Origin of the sequence: Ectothiorhodospira variabilis, assembly GCF_022227625.1 — a bacterium.
In the GTDB taxonomy this organism is placed as follows: domain Bacteria; phylum Pseudomonadota; class Gammaproteobacteria; order Ectothiorhodospirales; family Ectothiorhodospiraceae; genus Ectothiorhodospira; species Ectothiorhodospira haloalkaliphila.
In genome coordinates this window covers 96,210-111,445 of sequence record NZ_JAJNAO010000001.1, presented here as the reverse complement: position 1 = coordinate 111,445, position 15,236 = coordinate 96,210, and the positions used below count along the sequence as shown (strand labels likewise).

General features: G+C 65.0%; 19 protein-coding genes. 5 read left to right on the top strand and 14 right to left on the bottom strand.

The window, feature by feature from the left end:
* Window positions 1-3: 3 nt before the first annotated feature.
* Both cysQ and nudE read right to left on the bottom strand, forming a co-directional pair.
* Window positions 4-819: a 3'(2'),5'-bisphosphate nucleotidase CysQ gene (cysQ, locus tag LPW30_RS00495; protein ID WP_238623972.1), complete on the bottom strand. Its 816-nt coding sequence runs from the start codon at window positions 817-819 to the stop codon at window positions 4-6.
* Window positions 816-1,364 carry an ADP compounds hydrolase NudE gene (gene nudE / locus LPW30_RS00490; protein WP_025282751.1) on the bottom strand — a complete coding sequence of 183 codons (549 nt, stop codon included), beginning with the start codon at window positions 1,362-1,364 and terminating at the stop codon, window positions 816-818. The genes cysQ and nudE overlap by 4 nt, the downstream gene beginning before the upstream one ends.
* Before the next feature lie 107 nt (window positions 1,365-1,471).
* Here nudE and yrfG point away from each other — a divergent pair, with 107 nt between their 5' ends.
* Together yrfG and LPW30_RS00480 are read left to right on the top strand one after the other, a co-directional pair.
* Window positions 1,472-2,140 carry a GMP/IMP nucleotidase gene (gene yrfG / locus LPW30_RS00485; RefSeq protein ID WP_026623859.1) on the top strand — a complete coding sequence of 223 codons (669 nt, stop codon included), beginning with the start codon at window positions 1,472-1,474 and terminating at the stop codon, window positions 2,138-2,140.
* Window positions 2,141-2,180: 40 nt separating this feature from the next.
* Window positions 2,181-2,867 carry a sulfite exporter TauE/SafE family protein gene (locus tag LPW30_RS00480; protein ID WP_238623971.1) on the top strand — a complete coding sequence of 229 codons (687 nt, stop codon included), beginning with the start codon at window positions 2,181-2,183 and terminating at the stop codon, window positions 2,865-2,867.
* Here LPW30_RS00480 and LPW30_RS00475 read toward each other — a convergent pair.
* From LPW30_RS00475 to LPW30_RS00460, 4 genes are all read right to left on the bottom strand, one after another.
* Window positions 2,831-3,163, bottom strand: a complete 333-nt coding sequence (locus tag LPW30_RS00475; protein WP_025282748.1) for a DUF167 domain-containing protein — start codon at window positions 3,161-3,163, stop codon at window positions 2,831-2,833. The genes LPW30_RS00480 and LPW30_RS00475 overlap by 37 nt on opposite strands.
* A 14-nt stretch (window positions 3,164-3,177) precedes the next feature.
* Complete coding sequence (locus LPW30_RS00470) at window positions 3,178-3,732, bottom strand: YggT family protein (RefSeq protein ID WP_026623860.1); 555 nt, start codon at window positions 3,730-3,732, stop codon at window positions 3,178-3,180.
* Between the two features lie 9 nt (window positions 3,733-3,741).
* Window positions 3,742-4,569 (bottom strand): pyrroline-5-carboxylate reductase, encoded by an 828-nt coding sequence (gene proC / locus LPW30_RS00465; RefSeq protein WP_025282747.1) that lies wholly within the window; start codon window positions 4,567-4,569, stop codon window positions 3,742-3,744.
* Window positions 4,570-4,655: 86 nt separating this feature from the next.
* On the bottom strand, window positions 4,656-5,339 hold the full coding sequence (locus LPW30_RS00460; RefSeq protein WP_238623970.1) for a YggS family pyridoxal phosphate-dependent enzyme: 684 nt from the start codon (window positions 5,337-5,339) through the stop codon (window positions 4,656-4,658).
* A 93-nt stretch (window positions 5,340-5,432) separates the two neighbouring features.
* On the opposite strand from LPW30_RS00460, the gene LPW30_RS00455 reads away from it, so the two are divergent.
* The 3 genes from LPW30_RS00455 to LPW30_RS00445 all read left to right on the top strand — a co-directional run bounded on the left by LPW30_RS00455 (window position 5,433) and on the right by LPW30_RS00445 (window position 8,971).
* Entirely contained in the window at window positions 5,433-6,467 is a 1,035-nt protein-coding gene (locus LPW30_RS00455) for a type IV pilus twitching motility protein PilT (RefSeq protein WP_025282745.1), read from the top strand.
* Between the two features lie 73 nt (window positions 6,468-6,540).
* Window positions 6,541-7,707 (top strand): PilT/PilU family type 4a pilus ATPase, encoded by a 1,167-nt coding sequence (locus LPW30_RS00450; protein WP_026623861.1) that lies wholly within the window; start codon window positions 6,541-6,543, stop codon window positions 7,705-7,707.
* A 49-nt stretch (window positions 7,708-7,756) separates the two neighbouring features.
* On the top strand, window positions 7,757-8,971 hold the full coding sequence (locus LPW30_RS00445; protein WP_025282789.1) for a PilT/PilU family type 4a pilus ATPase: 1,215 nt from the start codon (window positions 7,757-7,759) through the stop codon (window positions 8,969-8,971).
* A 46-nt stretch (window positions 8,972-9,017) separates the two neighbouring features.
* On the opposite strand, the gene LPW30_RS00440 is transcribed toward LPW30_RS00445, so the two are convergent.
* From LPW30_RS00440 to LPW30_RS00405, 8 genes are all read right to left on the bottom strand, one after another.
* Window positions 9,018-9,899, bottom strand: a complete 882-nt coding sequence (locus tag LPW30_RS00440; protein ID WP_026623862.1) for a dihydroorotate dehydrogenase electron transfer subunit — start codon at window positions 9,897-9,899, stop codon at window positions 9,018-9,020.
* Between the two features lie 15 nt (window positions 9,900-9,914).
* The gene (locus LPW30_RS00435) at window positions 9,915-11,195 is read right to left on the bottom strand and encodes a dihydroorotase (protein WP_025282786.1); all 1,281 of its coding nucleotides are present in this window, start codon (window positions 11,193-11,195) and stop codon (window positions 9,915-9,917) included.
* A complete protein-coding gene (locus LPW30_RS00430) occupies window positions 11,192-12,214 on the bottom strand; it encodes an aspartate carbamoyltransferase catalytic subunit (protein ID WP_025282785.1) in 1,023 nt (340 codons plus the stop codon). Before LPW30_RS00430 ends, LPW30_RS00435 begins: the two co-directional genes overlap by 4 nt.
* A complete protein-coding gene (gene pyrR / locus LPW30_RS00425; RefSeq protein ID WP_025282784.1) occupies window positions 12,211-12,720 on the bottom strand; it encodes a bifunctional pyr operon transcriptional regulator/uracil phosphoribosyltransferase PyrR in 510 nt (169 codons plus the stop codon). Before pyrR ends, LPW30_RS00430 begins: the two co-directional genes overlap by 4 nt.
* The gene (gene ruvX, locus LPW30_RS00420; RefSeq protein WP_025282783.1) at window positions 12,713-13,189 is read right to left on the bottom strand and encodes a Holliday junction resolvase RuvX; all 477 of its coding nucleotides are present in this window, start codon (window positions 13,187-13,189) and stop codon (window positions 12,713-12,715) included. The genes pyrR and ruvX overlap by 8 nt, the downstream gene beginning before the upstream one ends.
* Window positions 13,182-13,739 (bottom strand): YqgE/AlgH family protein, encoded by a 558-nt coding sequence (locus LPW30_RS00415; RefSeq protein ID WP_025282782.1) that lies wholly within the window; start codon window positions 13,737-13,739, stop codon window positions 13,182-13,184. Before LPW30_RS00415 ends, ruvX begins: the two co-directional genes overlap by 8 nt.
* A 90-nt stretch (window positions 13,740-13,829) precedes the next feature.
* Window positions 13,830-14,714, bottom strand: coding sequence for an energy transducer TonB (locus LPW30_RS00410; protein ID WP_025282781.1), 885 nt, complete (start codon window positions 14,712-14,714; stop codon window positions 13,830-13,832).
* Window positions 14,711-15,220: a Gx transporter family protein gene (locus LPW30_RS00405; protein ID WP_239679813.1), complete on the bottom strand. Its 510-nt coding sequence runs from the start codon at window positions 15,218-15,220 to the stop codon at window positions 14,711-14,713. Before LPW30_RS00405 ends, LPW30_RS00410 begins: the two co-directional genes overlap by 4 nt.
* Between the last annotated feature and the right edge of the window lie 16 nt (window positions 15,221-15,236).

Below are 15,236 nucleotides of genomic sequence, written 5' to 3'. Positions count from 1 at the left end.
GCCCTAAAGGCCCTCCAGATACCGGGCCCAGTTGCGGTTGGTGTCGCCGATCACCAGGAATTCCGGGTTGAGCAGCGAGTCCTTGGTGTTATAACGCAAGGGCTGCATGTGGATATCGGTCACCTGTCCGCCGGCCTCGCAGACAACGCACTGCGCGGCGGCCGTGTCCCATTCGGACGTGGGGCCCAGACGCGGGTAGAGGTCCGCCTTGCCCTCGGCCACCAGACAGAACTTGAGCGAACTGCCCATGCTGATCAGTTCATGCTCTCCCACCCTTTCCAGCAGGGCCTGCATGCGCTCGGTGCCGTGAGAACGACTGCCGGCGATCACGGGGACGCGTTGCCCGGTGTTCACCCGGATGGGTTCGGCTGCGTCCGCGGCTGAACGGCGGCGGTGGGCACCCAGCCCTCGGGCGGCACTGTAGAGCAGATCAAGGGCCGGACAGAACACCACCCCCAGCACCGGCTCGTGGTCATGGATCAGGGCGATGTTCACGGTGAATTCGCCGTTGCGCTTGATGAACTCCCGGGTGCCGTCCAGGGGGTCCACCAGCCAGTAGCTGGACCATTGGCTGCGTTCGCCGAAGGGGATCTGGGTCGATTCCTCCGAGAGGATGGGAATCTCCGGGGTCAGTTCTCCAAGGCCCTGAACGATATGCCGGTGTGCTGCCATGTCCGCTTCCGTGAGTGGCGTGCGGTCCGCCTTTTCCATGACATCGAAGCCTTGGCCATAAATGGTCATGATGGCCGCGCCGGCCTCACGAGCAATGCGGCAGGTGTTGTTGAGAAGGCGTTCCAGTGAGTGTTCGTCCAGTGTCATGCGGTTCTCGAGAGTTGGTCGCGGGCCATGTAGAGCGCGGCGATGGAGCGGGCCTCGGTACAGTCGTCCAGAGCGATGAGTTGATCCAGCTGGCTCAGCTTCCAGGGTACCACCTGGATGTCCTCAGGTTCGTCCCCGGGGAGGCGTTCCGGGTAGAGGTCCCGGGCCAGGATCACGTGGGTGCTGTGACTCAGATACCCCGGGGCCACGGTCAGGGCAGTCAGGTAATCCAGTTGACGCGCGCCGTAACCCACCTCTTCCATGATCTCACGGTTGGCTGCCTCCAGCAGTTCCTCGCCTTGCTCCACCAGCCCCTTGGGCAGGCCCAGTTCATAGCGTTGCGTACCGGCAGCATATTCGCGGATGAGCAGCACCGTGTCGTCATCCAGCATGGGCACGATCAGCACTGCCCCCCGGCCAGAGCCCACCAGGCGTTCAAAACGGGTACGGGCGCCGTTGGCAAACAGGAGTTCCAGTTCCTCCACGTGGAAGAGCCGGCTGCGTGCCACCGTTCGGCGGCTGAGGATCTGAGGTTTTTGCGGCATGATGTCTGGGTGCCCTGTGATGGGTCGATGGGGTAGTCTCATGCTTGCCGGCGCAAGTCTCAAGGCCCGGATTTCATGTTTTCGAGTTTCGTGAGGACCGCAGTACAGTGAAGCCAACAGCCCCAAACCTGCCCTGGAACGACGTGGACACCGTGCTGCTGGACATGGACGGCACCCTGCTTGATCTTAACTTCGACAATCATTTCTGGCTGGAGTATCTGCCGCGCCGTTATGCCGAACGCCACGGCATGGCCCCGCAAGTGGCCCGGGAGGGCATGATCAAGCGTTATGCCGCGGTTCGCGGTACCCTCAACTGGTACTGCCTGGACTACTGGCAGCAGGAGCTGCAGATGGATATCGTCGCCCTCAAGCAGGAGGTGGCCCATCTGGTGGCAGTGCATGAACACGTGCCGGCCTTTCTGGCCACCATGCGTCGCCAGGGCCGCCGGCTGGTGCTGGTGACCAATGCCCATCGCGGTGGATTGGAGATGAAACTCACGCTCACCGCCCTGGAGGGGCATTTTCATCGGGTGATCAGCGCCCATGAGTACGGGCGCCCCAAGGAAGACCAGCGCTTCTGGGAGCAGTTCCGCACCAAGGAGCCCTTTGACCCGGCCCGTACCTTGTTTGTGGACGATAACCTGGATGTGCTGCGCGCCGCCGAGCGTTTCGGCATTGCCCATCTGCGCGCCGTGCGCCGGCCCGATAGCCGACGCGGCGAGGTGGACACCGGCGAGTTCGTCGCCATCCGCGATTTTCGGGATCTGATGCCCTGACGATCGCCCCCTGGAGCCATGGACCACCCCAAGGATTCACATGTCACTGGAACCCGGAACCCTCCTGGCCGCGTTTGTCGTCGGCCTGCTTGGCGGCGTGCACTGCGTGGGCATGTGCGGCGGCATCGTCGGCGCGCTGACCCTGGGCGTGAAGGGCGCCCAGAGTGATGAGCGCCCCCGTCTGGCGCCCTTCCTGCTGGCCTATAACAGTGGCCGCGTCATCACCTACACCCTGGCCGGCGTCCTGGCCGGTGGCGTGGGCTGGTTTGCCGCGAACCTCACCGATGTACACCACGCCCAGCAGGGGCTGCAGATCCTGGCCGGCCTGTTCATGATCGCCCTGGGACTGTATCTGGCCGGCTGGTGGTACGGCCTTGCCCGACTGGAGCGGGCAGGTGGTGTGGTGTGGCGGCGCCTGGAGCCCCTGGGCAGGCGCATGATGCCGGTACGCACGCCCGGGCAGGCACTGGGGCTGGGGCTGGTGTGGGGCTGGCTGCCCTGTGGCCTGGTGTATAGCGTACTCATCTGGTCGCTCACCGCCGGAGGGGCCCTGCAGGGGGGCGCCCTCATGCTGGCCTTCGGCCTGGGCACCCTGCCCAATCTGCTGCTGATGGGGGTCTTCGCGGCGCGTCTGGCCAGCTTTGTGCGCAAGCCCTGGGTGCGGGGTATCGCCGGTGGGGCAGTGGCGGGCTACGGGGTGTACATGCTGTTCGTGTCCTGGGTGTGATCCTGGCCGCAAACATCCAGCGGCGCCGCAAGACGCTGCGGTGCCTCAATGGCCAGGGTCTTCTCCCGGGAGGTGGCGCCGGACACCAGTTCCACCCGGGACCGGGCCACGCCGCAGTGCTTGCTCACCAGTCGGATCAGCCGCTGGTTGGCCGCCCCGTCCACCGGTGGGGCGGTGACATGGACCTTCAGACGATCCCCCAGCGGTTCTCCCAGCTTGTCGCGTGAGGCCTTGGGCTGGAGTTTCAGGCGCAGCAGCAGGGTGTCACCCTGCCACTGCCACCAAGTGTGGTTCATGGCTCGGACTTCCGTCAGATGGAGCTCACGAAAATCAGCAGCACGTTCAGCCCGATGATGGCCACCAATGGCGACAGGTCCACCATGCCCGTCTGCGGCATGATGCGACGGATGGGGGCCAGAATGGGGTGGTTCAGGCTGAACACCAGGTCCGCCACCGGGTTGCGACCCATGGCGCCACCGGCCTGGAACCAGCTCATCACCGCCTGGATGATGATGCTGATGATGTAGATCCAGATCACCAGACGGACCAGCGCCAGCACACTCACTACAAACAGGGTGAAGATGGGCACGCCCACTCCGTGCAGCATGGCGATCAGCCATATCTCCAGCATCTTGAGCAACAGCACCAGCACGAACGCCGCCGTGTCGATCCGGCCCATGGGGGGGATGAATCGGCGCAGCACCCGCAGCGGCGGATTGGTGACCGTGACAAGAAACTGGGATACCGGGTTGTAGAAATCCGCCCGGGCCATGGCCAGCAGGGTGCGGAGCATCACCGCCAGGATGTACAGGCTGAACAGGGTGGAAATCAGAAAGTCAGCGACGTTTTGAAACGCGTGCGTCATGGATGAACCTCAGTCCCGACCCAGTTGGTCGGCCAGTGCATGGGAACGGTCACGGGCGGCGGTGAGGGCGCGCAGCATGAGCTCGCGCAGCCCCCCGGATTCCAGCTGCGCCAGCGCCTGCTCGGTGGTGCCTCCCTTGGAGGTTACCCGGGTACGCAGGGTGGCGGCATCCTCGTCGGACTCCAGGGCCAGCTTGGCAGCGCCGAAGGCGGTCTGCAGGGCCAGCAGCCGGGCCGTGTCGCGGGGCAGGCCCAGCTCCACGGCCGCATCCTCCAGAGCCTCGATGAACAGGAAGCAATAGGCCGGGCCACTGCCCGAGAGGGCAGTCACCGCATCCAGCTGAGCTTCATCCTCCAGCCATACGGTCAGCCCCACGGCGCGCAGTATGGATTCCGCCACGTCGCGCTGTTCGTCACTCACGTGGGGGTTGGCGGCCAGCCCCGTGGCGCCGCTGCCCACCAGGGCCGGCGTATTGGGCATGCAGCGCACCACCGGCAGATTGCCACCCAGCCAGCGCTCGATATCCGCACCGCGCACGCCGGCGGCGATGGACACCACCAAGGGGTGGCGTTCCTGCACCTGGGTGGCCACCGAGCGGCACACCTCGCCGAGCACCTGGGGCTTGACCGCCAGGACCAGCACCTGTGCATGGGCGATGGCCGCAGCATTGTCATCGGTCGCGTGCACATCGGGCCATCGCTGGCTCACCGCGTCTCGTTGGTCCGGATTGGGATCGGCCGCCCAGATGGCATCCTGGTTCCACCCATCGGCGATAAGTCCACCGATGAGGCTGCGCGCCATGTTGCCGGCGCCGATGAAGGCGATCGTCTCATTCATGGGATGGCCCGTGTTGGCTATGTCCGTAGAGGCCCTATGGTAACCCGAACGCCGGGTGGATTCGTATGCCGCTCAAGCCCTGCCACCTATCCTCTGGCACCGAAGATGGCTGTGCCCACGCGGACAATGGTGGCGCCTTCGGCCACGGCGGCCTCCAGGTCGTCGGTCATGCCCATGGAGAGGGTGTCCAGATCGAAACCGCGTCGGATCAGATCCTCTTGAGCCTCCCGCAACCGGGCAAAGGCCCGCCGCTGCTCATCGAAATCATCGCTGGGGGCGGGGATGGCCATCAGCCCACGCAGTTTCAGGCCGGGCAGGGGGGCCACAGCTTCGGCCAGGGCAGGCAGGTCTTCCAGCGCGACGCCGGACTTGCTGTCCTCCTCGCTGATGTTCACCTGCAGGCATACATTCAGCGGCACGGCACCCAACGGGCGCTGCTCGCTCAGCCGCCGTGCAATGCGTTCCCGATCCACCGAGTGCGCCCAGCGGGCCGTATCGGCGATCAAGCGTGTCTTGTTGCTCTGGATGGGGCCGATGAAATGCCAGGCGGGGTGCCGATCACCCAGTGCCCGGGACTTCTCCTCCAGTTCCGAGGCATAGTTCTCCCCGAACTCACGCAGCCCGCAGTCCATGGCCTGGGCCACGATTTCCGCCGGGCGCGTCTTGCTCACCGCCAGGAGCTGGACGTCTTCAGTGGGGCGGCCGAAGCGCCGGGCTGCCGCCTGTAGGCGGTCTTGCACCGCCTGGATTCGATCGCATAGCTGGCTCATGGCGCTATGCTATATTCGGGGCTGATCAGAGTCACCTGTTCGTATGCGTTACAGGCATGCAACAGGTGAGGACAGGACATCAAAGGGGGCTGGATGGACATCACCCAATTGCTTGCGTTCGCCGTGAAGAACGGCGCTTCCGACCTGCATCTCTCCTCGGGACTGCCCCCCATGATCCGGGTGGACGGGGACGTCAGGCGCATCAACGTACCCGCGATGGACCACAAGCAGGTCCATTCCATGGTGTACGACATCATGAACGACAAGCAGCGCAAGGACTTCGAGGAGTTCCTGGAAACCGACTTCTCCTTCGAGATCCCCGGCCTGGCCCGCTTCCGTGTCAATGCGTTCAATCATAATCGGGGTGCCGGCTCGGTTTTCCGTACCATTCCCAGCAAGATCCTCACCCTGGAGGAACTGGGCTGCCCCAAGATCTTCGAGAAGATCTCCGAATATCCCCGTGGCATCGTGCTGGTCACCGGCCCCACCGGCTCGGGCAAGTCCACCACCCTGGCGGCCATGGTGAACCACAAGAACGAGACCGAGTACGGGCACATCCTCACGGTGGAGGACCCCATCGAGTTCGTGCACGAATCCAAGAAGTGCCTGGTCAACCAGCGCGAGGTGCATCGGGACACCCTGGGTTTCAACGAGGCCCTGCGCTCCGCCCTGCGTGAAGACCCCGACACCATCCTGGTGGGGGAAATGCGCGATCTGGAGACCATCCGCCTGGCGCTGACCGCCGCCGAGACCGGTCACCTGGTCTTCGGTACCCTGCACACCAGTTCCGCCGCCAAGACCATCGACCGTATCGTCGATGTCTTCCCGGCCGCCGAAAAGGACATGGTGCGCGCCATGCTCTCCGAGTCCCTGCGGGCGGTCATCTCCCAGACGCTCATGAAAAAGATCGGCGGCGGCCGCTGCGCCGCCCACGAGATCATGCTGGGCACCCCCGCCATCCGCAACCTCATCCGCGAGAACAAGATCGCGCAGATGTACTCCGCCATCCAGACCAGCCAGGGTGCCGGCATGCAGACCCTCGACCAGGGCCTGAAGGAAATGCTCCAGCGAGGCCTGGTCAGCAAGGAAGAAGCCAGGCGCAAGGCGGCGAATCCGGATAATCTCTGAGTCTGTCGGATACACTCAAACCAGGGTGGCCGGCGCCGGGCCGGCGGGTTGAATCACATTCGAGGCACGCTTCATGGATCGGGACAAGGCAATACGCTTCATGCACGACCTGCTCAGAACCCTTTTGAGCAAACAGGGGTCGGATCTGTTCATCACCGTGGGCGCGCCGCCGTCCATGAAGATCGACGGCAAGATGACGCCCGTGACCAACCAGCCCCTCTCGCCGGCCCACACCCAGGTGCTGGTGCGCTCCATCATGAATGACCGGCAGTCCTCGGAGTTCGAGCGTTGCCAGGAGTGCAACTTTGCCATCAGCCTGCCGGGGATCTCCCGCTTCCGGGTGAACGCCTTCACCCAGCGGGGCAGCGCCGGGATGGTGCTGCGCGTGATCACTGCCGACATCCCCGCCCTGGAGGATCTGGGTCTGCCGATGCAGCTCAAGGATGTGTCCATGACCAAGCGGGGCCTGGTGATCTTTGTGGGCGGCACCGGTTCGGGCAAGTCCACCTCCCTGGCGGCCATGGTGGGCTATCGCAACCAGAACAGTTACGGACACATCGTCACCATCGAGGACCCCATCGAGTTCGTGCACTCCCATGTGAATTGCCTGGTCACCCAGCGCGAGGTGGGGGTGGATACGGAAAACTACGAGATTGCCCTGAAGAACACCCTGCGTCAGGCACCGGACGTGATCCTCATCGGCGAGATCCGTGATCGGGAGACCATGGATTACGCCATCGCCTTCGCCGAGACCGGTCACCTGTGTCTGAGTACGTTGCACGCCAACAGCACCAACCAGGCGCTGGACCGCATCATCAACTTCTTCCCCGAGGAGCGGCGCCAGCAACTGCTCATGGACCTGTCCCTGAACCTCAAGTCGGTGATCTCCCAGCGCCTCATCCCCAAGGCGGATGGCAAGGGGCGGGTACCGGCGGTGGAGGTGATGATCAATACCCCGCTGATGTCGGACCTCATCTTCAAGGGCGAGATCCACCAGATGAAGGAGCTCATGTCCAAGTCCAACGAGGCCGGCATGCAGACCTTCGACCAGGCCCTGTTCCAGCTATTCGAGGCCGGCCAGATCACTTACGAGGATGCCCTGCGCAATGCTGACTCGGTCAACGACCTGCGCCTGCGCATCAAGCTGGACAGCAAGCGGGCCAGGAGCCAGGGGCTGCTGGATGATACCCAGGGTCTGAAGATGGAGGAGACCCCGGAGGAGTCGGGGATGCTCAAATGAGTCGTCGTTACGCCTGACGCCGCCGCTTGCTGAATCACGGGACCCGGACATGCTGCTTCAACCCTACCTCAAACTCATGGCCCAGAAGAATGCCTCCGACCTGTTCTTCACCACCGGTGCGCCGGCTTGCGTGAAGATCGAGGGAGAGGTGCGGCCCATGAGCCGCCAGTATCTGCAGTCGGGAGCAGTGAAAGAGCTGGCCTACGACATCATGGATGAGCGCCAGATCGAGATCTTCGAGCGCGAGAAGGAGATGAACCTGGGCATCTCGGTGGAGCAGTTGGGGCGCTTTCGGGTGAATGTCTATGTGCAGCGGGGTGAGGTTTCCATGGTGATCCGCTACATCAAGAGCGAGATCCCCACCGTGGAGCAACTGCGTCTGCCGCCAATCCTCAAGGAACTGGTGATGCATGACAACGGGCTGGTGCTGGTGGTGGGCTCCACCGGTTGCGGCAAGTCCACCACCCTGGCTTCCATGATCGACCACCGCAACAGCACGCGCACCGGGCATATCCTCACCATTGAGGATCCCATCGAGTACAGCTTCATGCACAAGAAGTCCATCATCGGGCAGCGTGAGGTGGGGCTGGACACCCTCTCTTACGACAATGCCCTTCGCGAGGCCATGCGCGAGGCTCCGGACATGATCATGATCGGCGAGGTGCGTGACCTCAACACCATGAAGGCGGCCATCACCTATGCAGACACTGGCCATCTGGCCCTCTCGACCCTGCATGCCGTGAATGCCAACCAGGCCCTGGACCGGATCATCAATTTCTTCCCCCCCGAGGCCAAACAACAGATCCTCATGGATCTTTCCCTGAATCTGCGGGGTATCGTCTCCCAGCGTCTGGTGCTGGGCAAGGAGGGTAATCGTCTGCCGGCCGTGGAGGTCATGCTCAATACCCCCTATGTGGCCGAGCTCATCCGCAAGGGGGAGATCAATGGCATCAAGGCCGTGATGGAGAAGGGGGCCTCCATGGGGATGCAGACTTTCGATCAGTCCCTTTTCGAGTTGTACAAGGCGGATCTGGTCCACCTGCCCGAGGCGCTATCCAAGGCCGACTCCCGGGGCGACCTGGAATGGCGCATCCATTTCGGGGGTGGGGTGCGCAGCCTGAAGAAGAAGGACGAGGACCTCAATCTGCCCAGTTCCGACAGTATGGCGGGCGCACGGGGGGTCACGGACGGACGCAAGGGCTTTGATGATGAGCTCAAGCCCTTGTCGGAGACAGGGGTGGGATCCGGGCAACCAAAGGAATAAACGGGCCATGGGGGCGGTGTCCCGGCGATGGGAGACACCGCCTGGTTCAGGCGGCGGGGAACACCCGCTCCGCCGGGAACACCGGGCCATCCACGCAGACCCGCTTCATGGCGGGGCCCTGGTCTGTGTGCACCTTGACCACGCAGCCAGCACACCCGCCCACGGCACAGGCCATGTATTCCTCCAGCGATACCTGACAGGGCAGGCGGTATTCCCGGGCAAGCGCCGCACAGGCCTCCAGCATGGGGTGGGGGCCGCAGGCGTAGATCTGTACCTTGCGCTGCTCGTGGGGCGGCAGGGCGTTCAGCCACAGGCGAGCCAGGTCGGTCACGAAACCCTCATGGCACCCGGAGAATCCGGCCTGGCTGGTGAGCCTTGATGGCACGCCCCAGTCCTCCAGCAACGGCATGGCGGCGATCACGCCCTCCGGGATACCGGGGATCATGATGCGTGATGGCTGCGGCTTGAAGGGGAAGGGCACTTCCGAGCCCATGATGACGAACGGCTCACTCACCGGGTCGCGGCGCATGGCATCGGCCAGGAAGACCATGGGCGGGATGCCCACCCCACCACCCAGCAGCAGGGCCCGGGGTCGGTCACCGTGGGGCATCTCGAACGGCGTGCCGATGGGGCCCATCATGTTGATCTTCTCGCCCACCTGGCGCCGTGCCAGCAGCCGCGTGCCTTCGCCCACCGACTTGTAAAGAAACTCCACCCAGCCCTCGTCGGGGTGGGTGCGCATGATGGACAGCGGCCGACGCATGGGCAGCAGCGGGTCGCACTGCAGGTGGGCAAAACTCCCGGGCCGTGCGTGGGCGGCGCACTGGGGCGCCCTCACCCGCAGGATGTGCTGATCGCCGGGATGGGAGGTGTGAGACAGGATGGGCGCATCCTCGACGAAGATGGTCCCGCGGTGTTTATGATTCATGGGGCGACTCGTTGTTTACTTTCGGGACTCGAAGATGACACGTCCGGCGGCCAGGGTATGGGTGACCCGACCCTGGAACTCCCAGCCAAAGAACGGACTGTTGCGACCGGCGCTGAGCCAGTTGTCGGCGCTGGGGCTATAGACCTTGTCCGGGTCCACCAGGGTGATGTCGGCCCGTGCATCCGGGGCCAGGGTGCCGGTGGGCAGGCCCATGATGCTGGCCGGGCCGGTGGTCACCCGCCGGATGGCCTCCATCAGGGGCAGCACGCCTTCTTCGGCCAGCCGCAGCGTCAGCGGCAGCAGGGTTTCCAGGGTGGACATGCCGGCCTGGGTGGCCGGGAACGGGGCCAGTTTGGCGTCCGCCTCGTGGGGTTGATGGTCCGAGCAGATGGCGGCGATGGTGCCGTCGGCCACCGCCTGGCGCAGGCCCTCGCGGTCACGGGCGGTGCGCAGCGGTGGCACCACGTGACACAGGCTGTTGAAGTCCGCCACGTCCATCTCGGTAAGGAACAGCTGGTGAGCGCATACATCGGCCGTCACCGGGAGGCCGTCCTGCCGGGCGCGGGCCACCAGGGCGGCACCCCTTGCCGTGGACAGTCGGCACAGATGGATGCGGGCGCCCGTCTGGGCCACCAGTGCCAGGATGACCCCCAGGCTGGCTGTTTCCGCGGCCTCGGGGATGCCCGTCAGCCCCAGGCGGGTGGCCACGGAGCCCTCGTGGGCACAGCCACCCGCAGCCAGGGAACGGTCGATGGGGTGCAGGAAGACGGTGATCTCGTGGCTGGCAGCATATTCCAGGGCCCGGCGCAGCAGCACGTGGCTGTCCAGGGGTTTGAGGCCCTGGCTGGCACCCAGGGCGCCGGCCCGCTTGAGTGCTGCCATTTCCGCCAGTTGCTGACCCTGCAGGCCTTCGGTGAGTGCCCCCAGGGGATGCACGCGCACGCCGCAGGCCTGTTTGGCGCGGCGATGAATCAGTTCGATCTGAGCGGGGGAATCCACCGGCGGGTCGGTGTCCGGGGGGCAGATGAGGGTGGTGATGCCGGCGCTGGCGGCGGCCCGGGTCTCGGAGGCGATGGTGGCCTTGTTCTCGAACCCCGGCTCGCGCAGGCGCGCCGCCAGATCCACCAGCCCGGGCAGCACCCAGCGACCCCGGGCATCGATACGCCGGTCGGGGTTGAACCCCTCCGGCGCGACACCCATTGCGACGATCCGCTCTTTTTCGATGAACAGATCCGTGACTTCATCCAGGCCCTGGTGCGGATCAATGACCCGGCCCTGTTCTATCAACAGCTTCATTGCGATGCACCCTGGTTGACGCTCCCCCCCATGATCATGGACATCACGGCCATGCGCACGGCGATACCATAGGTCACCTGCTTGAGGATGACGGACTGTGGTCCGTCCGCCACCCGGGAGTCGATTTCCACGCCCCGGTTGGCCGGGCCGGGATGCATGACGATGGCCTCGGGGGCAGCCAGGGCCAGGCGCTCCTCGTTCAGGCCCCAGAGCTGGAAGAACTCGTGCTCGGAGGGCAGCAGGCCGCTATCCATGCGCTCTCGCTGCAGTCGCAGCATGATGATCACGTCCACATCCTTGAGGCCGGCGCGGATGTCGTGGAAGACATGCACACCCAGTTCCTCCACAAAGGCTGGCAGCAGGGTGCGAGGGGCGATCACCCGCACCTCGCCAGCGCCCAGGACGTTGAGGGCGTGGATCTGGGAGCGGGCCACCCGCGAATGCAGGATGTCACCGACGATGGCCACCCGCAGGGCGGAGAAATCCCCTTTGTGGTGGCGGATGGTGAACATGTCCAGCAGCGCCTGAGTGGGGTGGGCATGACGACCGTCGCCGGCGTTGAGCACGCTCACGTGGGGTGCCACGTGCCGGGCGATGAAGTGGGCGGCACCGCTGTCGGCGTGACGCACCACGAACATGTCCACCAGCATGGCTTCCAGGTTGCGCAGGGTGTCCAGCAGGCTCTCGCCCTTCACCGTGGCCGAGGTGCTGATGTTGATGTTGAGCACGTCGGCGGACAGGCGTTTGGCGGCCAGTTCGAAGGTGGTGCGGGTGCGGGTGCTGGCCTCGAAGAACAGGTTCATCACCGTCTTGCCCCGCAGCAGGGGCACCTTTTTCACCGTTTGGGCGTTCACGCCCAGAAAAGACTCGGCGGTGTCCAGGATCTCGGTGATCAAGGGCCGGGAGAGCCCTTCGATGGTCAGCAGATGGCGCAGCCGACCCTGATCGCCAAACTGCAGCGATGGAGGCAGTGGCCCCGAGGTGGCTGGAGCAGGGGGGGTGGGCCGGGCCTCCGTCATGACGATGCCTCCAGTTGCACGATATCCAGATGCAACGGCTCAGGGCCGCGCAGCTTCACTTGTTGGTCCGGGTTCAGCTTCAGGTGTTCCCCCACCACCTGGGCCTGGATGGGCAACTCTCGTCCGTCGCGCTCCACCAGCACCACCAGGGTCACCGAGGCGGGCCGCCCATAATCGAAGATCTCGTTCATGGCGGCGCGGATGGTGCGGCCAGTGAAGAGCACGTCGTCCACCAGCAGGATATGCCGGTCTTCAACCGAGAAGGGGATGGAGGAGGGTTTCACCTGGGGGTGCATGCCGATGCGACTGAAGTCATCCCGGTAGAAGGAGATGTCCAGTCTGCCCAATGGGGCCTCCAGCTGCAGGCGGGACTGCAACTGCTCGGCCACCCAGACACCGCCACTGTGAATGCCCACCAGGCCGGGATCGGTGATGCTCTTGTCCTGCAGGCGGTGACGCAGTTCGTCGGCCATGCGGTCCAGGAGCTGTTTGACGTGTTCAGTCATGGGAGGTCTCTTGGGAAAGCCAGTGTTCCAGGAGCACCGCCGCCGCCACGGCGTCGATGTCCTCTTTGCGAATACGCCCGCGGCGTCCCTCGCGGCGCCAGTCCTTGAGATGGGATTCGGCCTCGGCAGAGGTGAATTGTTCATCCACCGGGCGCACCTTCAAGCCGTAGCGGGCACGCAGCCGGTCAGAAAAGGCCTGGATGCGTCGGGCCAGGGGGTGCTCGGTGCCGTCATCCGTTTCCGGCAGACCCACTACCAGCAACTGGGGCTGCCATTCGCGCACCAGGGTGTCCAGGCGGGGCCATTCGGGGATGCCGTTGCGGGCCGGCAGGGTTTCCAGGGGGGCGCTGGTGCCGGTGAGGCCATTACCCACCGCCACCCCAATGCGTCTCTCGCCATAGTCCAGCCCCAGTACCGTGCCCGACGTGGCCGGCCCCGTATTCGCCGGCTTCGATCGCTGTTCAGGCATGTCCCGCCTGGCCGGTCATCAGCGACAGATCGACCCCCAGGCGGCCCGCGGCAGCCTGCCAGCGCTTTTCGGTGGGTTGCTGGAAGAGGATATCCGGGTCGGAGGCGCAGGTGAGCCAGGCGTTCTCGCCGATCTCCTGTTCCAGTTGCCCGGGGCCCCAGCCGGCGTAGCCCAGGGCGATGAGGTAGGACTCGGGGCCGCTGCCGCGGGCCATGGCCTCCAGGATGTCCCGGGAGGTGGTGACCGAGATCCGCTCGCTCACCTGCATGGTGGAGGTCCAGCGTCGCTCCGGCGGGTGCAGGATGAAGCCCCGGTCCGGTTGTACCGGGCCACCATTGAAGACGGGCACCTGGCTGGCGTCCACCTCGATGGAGATGCCCATGTGCTCCAGCACCGACTCCAGGGTGAGGTCGGTGGGATGGTTGATGACGATGCCCATGGCGCCATCCTCGCTGTGCTCGCACACGTAGGTGACCGAATGAAAGAAATTCGGATCCTCCAGCGAGGGCATGGCGATCAGGAACTGGTCTGTGAAGTTGGCACTGTGCATGGGTTCAGGGCGCACTTGGGGTACATGGGCTAGTGTACACCCTTGATGCCGGCTGTCGTAGGTGGGGCAGTCAGTCAGATCGACCGATGTTCAACGGGTGCGCAGGGTCTGGTTGCCCTGGAACACCCAGGTGCGGGTAATCATGATCTGGTCGTAGGACTTGCGCATGTCGGCCGGGAAGGGCGCGAAAGGACCCGCCAGATCGACGATGCGCCGGGCTGCGTCGTCCAGCACGCGCTCTCCGGAACTGTTGCCCACCTCGATGCTCAGCACCTGGCCCTCCTGGTCCACCAGCACGCTGAGCACCAGGGAGCCGGAGAGACGCTGGCGCCGCGCCTCATCCGGGTAGTTGAGGTTGCCCACCCGCTCCACCTTGCGTACCCAGGCATCCAGATAACTGGCCTCCACGGCGGACTTGGCGCTCAGGGCATCCACGTAATGGGTGCGGGGACGATGGCCGTGGCGTCGGTTCTGTTCGGAGATCTCCGAACTCAACCGGGCCATCTGCAGGCTGCGCTCCACCAGTTCATCGGTGGTCAGTTCACGCGTGGGTGCTGGCGTTTCGGTGGGGGTGTCCGGCGTGGCGGGCTGTTCGCTCTGCTCCGCGGTGATCACCTCCACTGCTTCCCGGGGCGTGGGTTCCGGGGCGCCGGCGCGCAATTCTTCCGGAGCCAGGCCGTCGGTGGGTCTGAGCAGGGGGGCGGTCACCGGACTGCTGGGGCGCTCCTCGTCGGCCTCACGGCCGCTGGCCTGTTGATCCACCTGGGCGATGTGACGGGCATCGTCGGGCGTTTCCCGGGACTGGGTCTGCACCAGCACCACATCCATCATGGGTGGGCGTTCCAGGGGAGGCGCCGGCTCGAAATCGAAGCCCAGGCCGAAGATGACGATGCCGTGGATCGCCAGCGCCAGGAAGATTCCCAGGCCCAGGCGGTCGCCGGGTGTCACCATGCTGGAGGGGGTCAGGTTGCTCACGCTGAAGGCGAAAGCCGTCGTTGCATCAGGACCGCCATTGTACCGCTCACCACACCGAAAATCAGTGAGAAGGTGAGCAACACCGGCAGCAGTTTGAGCAGGCTGGCGTGGGGGATGAACAGCCACCAGGCCAGCAGGAACTGCCCCAGCATGTGCGCCAGGGCCGCCAGCACGCACAGTCCCATGGGACTCAGGGCCCGGCCTGCCAGACAATGGGCCAGGCCCAGGGCTGCAAGGCTGCACAGGGCACCGGCGGCGCTGAGCCAGAACGTGGGGCTGAGAAAGGTGCCGATCACCAGGCTGCCGGCCAGCACCCGCAGGCCGGTCACCCAGGCAGCCATGCGCCATCCATAGAGCACCAGGACCAGCACGGTAATCACGTTGGCCAGTCCCGGCTTGATCCCCGGCAGCGGGCTGGGGAAGGCGGCCTCCAGCACGTGCACGGCAATGGCCAGGGCGGCCAGCCAGGCAATCAGGTGGTCTTCGCGGGTGGTGGCAAGCTGCACGGGGGCGATGTCGGGA

Coding starts and splice junctions, on each gene's coding strand:
- cysQ (WP_238623972.1), bottom strand. CDS start 819: ATGACACTGGACGAACACTCACTGGAACGCCTTCTCAACAACACCTGC.
- nudE (WP_025282751.1), bottom strand. CDS start 1,364: ATGCCGCAAAAACCTCAGATCCTCAGCCGCCGAACGGTGGCACGCAGC.
- LPW30_RS00480 (WP_238623971.1), top strand. CDS start 2,181: ATGTCACTGGAACCCGGAACCCTCCTGGCCGCGTTTGTCGTCGGCCTG.
- LPW30_RS00475 (WP_025282748.1), bottom strand. CDS start 3,163: ATGAACCACACTTGGTGGCAGTGGCAGGGTGACACCCTGCTGCTGCGC.
- LPW30_RS00470 (WP_026623860.1), bottom strand. CDS start 3,732: ATGACGCACGCGTTTCAAAACGTCGCTGACTTTCTGATTTCCACCCTG.
- proC (WP_025282747.1), bottom strand. CDS start 4,569: ATGAATGAGACGATCGCCTTCATCGGCGCCGGCAACATGGCGCGCAGC.
- LPW30_RS00460 (WP_238623970.1), bottom strand. CDS start 5,339: ATGAGCCAGCTATGCGATCGAATCCAGGCGGTGCAAGACCGCCTACAG.
- LPW30_RS00455 (WP_025282745.1), top strand. CDS start 5,433: ATGGACATCACCCAATTGCTTGCGTTCGCCGTGAAGAACGGCGCTTCC.
- LPW30_RS00450 (WP_026623861.1), top strand. CDS start 6,541: ATGGATCGGGACAAGGCAATACGCTTCATGCACGACCTGCTCAGAACC.
- LPW30_RS00445 (WP_025282789.1), top strand. CDS start 7,757: ATGCTGCTTCAACCCTACCTCAAACTCATGGCCCAGAAGAATGCCTCC.
- LPW30_RS00440 (WP_026623862.1), bottom strand. CDS start 9,899: ATGAATCATAAACACCGCGGGACCATCTTCGTCGAGGATGCGCCCATC.
- LPW30_RS00435 (WP_025282786.1), bottom strand. CDS start 11,195: ATGAAGCTGTTGATAGAACAGGGCCGGGTCATTGATCCGCACCAGGGC.
- LPW30_RS00430 (WP_025282785.1), bottom strand. CDS start 12,214: ATGACGGAGGCCCGGCCCACCCCCCCTGCTCCAGCCACCTCGGGGCCA.
- pyrR (WP_025282784.1), bottom strand. CDS start 12,720: ATGACTGAACACGTCAAACAGCTCCTGGACCGCATGGCCGACGAACTG.
- ruvX (WP_025282783.1), bottom strand. CDS start 13,189: ATGCCTGAACAGCGATCGAAGCCGGCGAATACGGGGCCGGCCACGTCG.
- LPW30_RS00415 (WP_025282782.1), bottom strand. CDS start 13,739: ATGCACAGTGCCAACTTCACAGACCAGTTCCTGATCGCCATGCCCTCG.